Origin of the sequence: Streptomyces pseudovenezuelae, from assembly GCF_001513955.1 — a bacterium.
Taxonomy (GTDB): domain Bacteria; phylum Actinomycetota; class Actinomycetes; order Streptomycetales; family Streptomycetaceae; genus Streptomyces; species Streptomyces pseudovenezuelae.
In genome coordinates, this window is sequence record NZ_KQ948166.1 from 1 (window position 1) to 3293 (window position 3293).

The following is a 3293-nucleotide window of genomic DNA, read 5'->3' on the forward strand; positions in this document are numbered from 1 at the left end:
GACGCCAACGACACCTCTCCCACCCGCCGTTCGGCGTCAGCGGTGATGAGGTCCTCCAGGACGTGTGCCAGGTGTCCGGCCATCCGGTCCACCGCCTCGGCGTCGATCCGGGCGCGGTCGTAGGACATCTTGATCGTCAGTTCGCGGCCGGAGCTGGCGGTCACGCTCAGGGGGTAGTTGGCCTGCTCGCGGCCGTAGTTGGCGCCGGCGCGCAGGCCGCTCGCCGCGGAGTTGCGCTGTTCCTGCTGCACCTCCTGGACCGGGAAGTTCTCGAAGACGAAGAGGCTCTGGAACAGCTGCTTGCCGGGCGGGAGTTCGCTGCAGGCGGCGATCTCCACCAACGGGGTGTGCTCGAACCGGCGGGCCCGGACCTGTTCGTCCTGCAGCCGGGTCAGCCAGTCCGTCACCGGCTGGTCACGGTCGAGGGTGATCCTGACCGGGGTGGTGTTGAGGAGCATGCCGACCATCGCGTCCATGCCGTCGAGGCGGCCGTCACGGCCCGACGACGTCACTCCGAAGACCACGTCGTCGCTTCCGGAGTAGTGGGCCATGACCACCGCCCAGGCCGCCTGGACGACCGTGTTGAGGGTCAGCCGGTGGCGGCGGGCGAAGTCCGCCACTCCGGTCGCGGCGGCCTCCGGGGACAGGGGGACCCGGCTCTCGCCGGGTCCCCGGTCGCCGGTGGGGCGCTCGATGCCGAGCGTCGTCGCCTCGCGGAATCCGGCCAGACGTTCGCGCCAGTACGCCCGGGCTGTGTCCATGTCCTGCCCCGTCACCCACGCCACGAAGTCCCGGAAGGGTCTGCGGACGGCGAGCCGGGGTTCGCCGCCCTCGCGGAACGCGTGGTAGGACTCCAGCAGTTCGCCCACCACGATGGGGTCGCTCCAGCCGTCCAGCAGCATGTGGTGGTAGCTCCAGACGAGCTGGTGCCGTGCGGGAGCCAGCCGGATCACGGCGAGGCGTACCAGGGTCGGCGCGGTGAAGTCGGCGCCCTGCTCCCAGTCGGAAGCCAGGTAGTCGTCGAGGGCCTGCTGCCGTGCGGCCTCGTCCAGCTCTGACAGGTCCAGTACCCGCAGCGGCAGCGGGACCGAGCGGGACACCACCGCCAGCGGCTCGGGCACGCCTTCCGAGACGACCGTGGTGCGCAGCACCTCGTGGCGGCTGAACATGAGTTCCCAGGCCCGTCGCAGGGCGGTGAGGTCGAGCTCGCCCTCCAGCAGCAGGCCGTTCTGGACCCAGTACATGCCGGGTTCATCGGCCAGTTCCGTGTGGAAGAGCATGCCCTGCTGGAGTGCGGTGAGCGGGTAGATGTTCTCGATCGCGCGGGCCCGCCGGCCGGCCGTGGTGTGGAACGCGGTCATGATGCTCCTCCGGATTCGGCGGCTTCACCGGGGACGGCAGGTGAGTCGAAGCGCTGCTGGATGAGGTCGAGGACGTCCTGGTCGAGGCCGGCGAGCGGGAAGTCGGACGGTGTGTAGCCGCCGGTGTCGGGGCGGCAGCAGTACGCGATCAGCTCGTCGAGAGCGTCGATGTAGCGCTGTGCCAGTCGGCGTACGGTCGACTCGTCGTGGACCTGGTCGCTGTACATCCACACCAGTTCCAGGCGGCCGTGGGCGATCTGGCTGTTGATCTCCAGCAGGTGGGTGCGGTCCCCGAGGGTGGCCTGGGGCCTGCCGAGCGCCCTGCCCGTCGGCCTGAACCGTCCGGCCGGGGCGCCGGCGGAGTCGACCGCCTGGGTGGTCTGCCCCAGGTAGTTGAAGGCGACCTCGGGGCCGGGGCCCGGTTCCCAGTCCCCGAGGTGACGCAGCAGGCCGTAGCCCTGGCCCTTGCGGGGGACCTCCCTCAGCCGTTCCTTCGTCCGGCGCAGGGCCGCGCCCGGGTCGTCGCCGCCGCTCGTGCCGCCGAGGACGACCGGGTACACACTGGTGAACCAGCCCACGGTCCGTGACACGTCGATGTCGGCGCCCACGTCCTCGCGGCCGTGTCCTTCCAGATCGACCGTCACGTGCGGGGTGGCGCACCATTCGGTGAGCACGGTCCCGAGGACGCTCAGCAGCACGTCGTTGATCTGCGTGTGAAACGCGCCCGGGACGTCGCGCAGCAGGCGCTCGGTCTGCTCCGTACCGAGACGGACCGACAGGTCGCGCAGGGAAGCGAGGCTGTTGGGTCCGTCGTGGTCGCGGGGCAGCGGGACCGCGGTGGCCTCGGCCGTCCGCCAGTACGCGGCCTCGGCGGCCAGTTCCGGGGAGTGGGCGAGTTCGGTGAGACGCTGGGCCCATCGCATGAAGGACGTGGTCTTGGCCGGAAGCCTCACCGGGAGGCCGCGGGCGGCCTGTCCGTAGGCGACCGACAGGTCCTCAAGCAGCACCGGCCACGACACGCCGTCCACGACCAGGTGGTGCGCGACGAGGAACAGCAGTTGTCCCCGTGCGCCCCGGTCGAACAGCACCACCCGTACGAGCGGTCCGTCGGCCAGGTCCAGGCCGGCCTGCGCCTCGTCGGCGCGGGCGTCCAGGAACGCCCACTCGTCCTGGTCGTCCCGGCCGGTCGTCTCGACGACATGCACGACGTCGGCCGGTTCGGCGGCCATCACCCGGCCGGCCCAGTGGGTCCCCTCCCGGACGAACCTTGACCTGAGGGCGTCGTGCTGCTCCAGCAGCGCTGCCACGGCAACTCGCAGCGCCTCGGTCTCGACGGGTTCGGCGACCTCCAGCAGCATCGACTGGTTGAAGTGGCCGGGCTCTCGCGTCTCCTGCTCGAAGAACCAGCGCTGGATCGGGGTGAGCGGGAAGGCACCGACGACGGGGCCCTGTTCCGCGTCGGCGGCGTCCTCCGCGGTGGCCACGGTGGCCAGTCCCGCGACGGTCTGGTGGTCGAACAGCTGGGCCACGGTGAAGTGCAGGCCGACCTTCCTGGCGCGGGCCACGACCTGGATGCTGATGATCGAGTCGCCGCCGAGTTCGAAGAAGTTGTCCTGGACGCCGACGCGGTCCAGGCCGAGGACCTGGGCCCAGATGCCTGCGAGGAGTTCCTCGGTCGCGGTGGTGGGGGCGGCGAAGCCGTCCAGCCGTGGCCGCATGCCGTCCGGGGCCGGCAGTGCATTGCGGTCCACCTTGCCGTTCGGGGTCAGCGGCAGCGCGGACAGTTCGGTGAAGTACGACGGAATCATGAAGTCCGGCAGTCCGCGCCGCAGATGGTCGCGCAGCTCGCCCACCGTCGGTATGCCGTCGGCCGGGTCGGCCGGGACCGCGTAGGCGGCCAGTCGCCGGTCGGTGCCCTCGCCGACCACACCG

Annotated in this window: 2 protein-coding genes; both read right to left on the minus strand. The window is 71.1% G+C overall.

The window, feature by feature from the left end:
- The coding region (locus AQI94_RS42225) for a condensation domain-containing protein (protein ID WP_225890424.1) at positions 1–1361 on the minus strand (1361 nt) is incomplete at its 3' end.
- A partial coding sequence (locus tag AQI94_RS42230; protein WP_225890425.1) for a condensation domain-containing protein occupies positions 1358–3293 on the minus strand: 1936 nt, incomplete at its 5' end. The genes AQI94_RS42225 and AQI94_RS42230, both read right to left, overlap by 4 nt.